The sequence below is a fragment of the Rhizobium sp. P1_E1 genome (assembly GCF_056406015.1).
In genome coordinates this window covers 1-1,516 of record NZ_JBFUAY010000483.1, presented here as the reverse complement: position 1 = coordinate 1,516, position 1,516 = coordinate 1, and the positions used below count along the sequence as shown (strand labels likewise).

General features: G+C 59.0%; 2 protein-coding genes and 1 pseudogene. All 3 read left to right on the top strand.

Annotated elements, in window-relative coordinates:
• Positions 1–231, top strand: a pseudogene (locus AC1D1Z_RS37315) (xanthine dehydrogenase family protein molybdopterin-binding subunit); the annotation flags it as partial.
• A 60-nt stretch (positions 232–291) separates the two neighbouring features.
• A complete protein-coding gene (locus AC1D1Z_RS37310) occupies positions 292–1,221 on the top strand; it encodes an XdhC family protein (protein WP_115156453.1) in 930 nt (309 codons plus the stop codon).
• 74 nt (positions 1,222–1,295) lie between these two features.
• A partial coding sequence (locus AC1D1Z_RS37305) for a radical SAM protein (RefSeq protein ID WP_477853842.1) occupies positions 1,296–1,516 on the top strand: 221 nt, incomplete at its 3' end.

Below are 1,516 nucleotides of genomic sequence, written 5' to 3'. Positions count from 1 at the left end.
GCTGGCTATGAGGTTGCTGTCCACGCAGACATTCCGCACCAAGAGGTTATCTTCATGGATGAGACAGACCCGATGTCGTCACCAATGAAAGCAAAAGGCGTCGGCGAGCTTGGCTTGTGTGGCGTTTCGGCCGCGATCGCCAACGCCATCTTCAATGCCACCGGCGTTCGGGTTCGGCACTATCCAATCACACTCGACAAGCTGCTTGGCGGGCTACCGAGCGCTGCTTGATAATCAGAATTGTGGTGGCTGGAATGATGGATCCGCCGCCAGTTACCAGGGAATTGGCCTTTGAATAACTTCTCATCCTTGCTTGCCTTGCCAACACCGGCAAGAGCGCATGCGACCGACGATCCCGTCGAAGTCTTAAGGTTCGCGGTGGAAGCCTTCGCTCAAGGCAGTGTCGCCATCGCAACGCTGGTAGAAATTCGCGGCGGCGCGGCGCGCTCGCTTGGCTCGCACGTCGTGGTTAGTGCTGACGGTCGCTACTGCGGCTATGTTTCCGGCGGATGCGTGGAAGCCGCCGTGGCGGCAGAGGCGTTGCTGGCGCTGGAAGAGAGATGCGATCGCACCGTGATGTTTGGTGAGGGGTCGCCCTTCATCGATATTGTGCTGCCTTGCGGCGGCGGAATCACGGTTGCAATCCACCTCCTCAGGAAGATCACTGCTATCGAGCATGTGCTTGATACTCTAAAGCAACGTCGTCCAGCTGCATTGCGGTATTCCTTTGTGACCCAATCGCTCGAGCCTGCCGAGCCGGTCACGCGGGCCGGCTGGCAAAATGGCAGCTTCGTGACGGTATATCGTCCGACGACGCGCGTGGTCCTTTCAGGGCAGACCGTCGAGGCACAGACCGTGGCGCGTGTGGCAGAGGTAGCGGGTTACGACGTGGTGGTGTGGCATCCGAGGGAGGCCGCCTTATCAGGCAGTCAAATAATCGATCCCTTTACCGCGGTTATTCTGCTTCATCACGACCTGGACCAGGAAGCGGCGACGCTTCACGTGGCGCTGAGATCCGGGGCCTTCTATATTGGTGCGTTAGGCAGCACTCGGACGCACAAACGTCGGGAAGATCAATTGATAAAATCCGGTTTCTCCGAGATCGATCTCTCGCGTATCAAGGCGCCGATTGGTGTTTTCGGTCCGACGCGGGACGCGTCGTCGCTGGCGCTGTCTGTTCTGGCTGACGTGGCCGCGACCCGGCTCATGGTTTATGCATGACGAGTACGGCAGAGAGTCGGGTCCTTGGGTGGGCAGATAACGCAGGCTACGTCGCGCTTAGTGCCACGACACCGATGATCGACCCCTTCGGGCGGGCGGTCACCTATCTCCGTGTCTCCGTCACCGACCGCTGCGATTTCCGCTGCACCTATTGCATGGCGGAGAACATGACCTTCCTGCCGAAGAAGGATCTCTTGACGCTGGAAGAGCTCGACCGGCTCTGTTCCGCCTTCATTGCCAAGGGTGTCAGCAAGATCAGGCTGACTGGCGGCGAACCTTTGGTGCGCAAGAACAT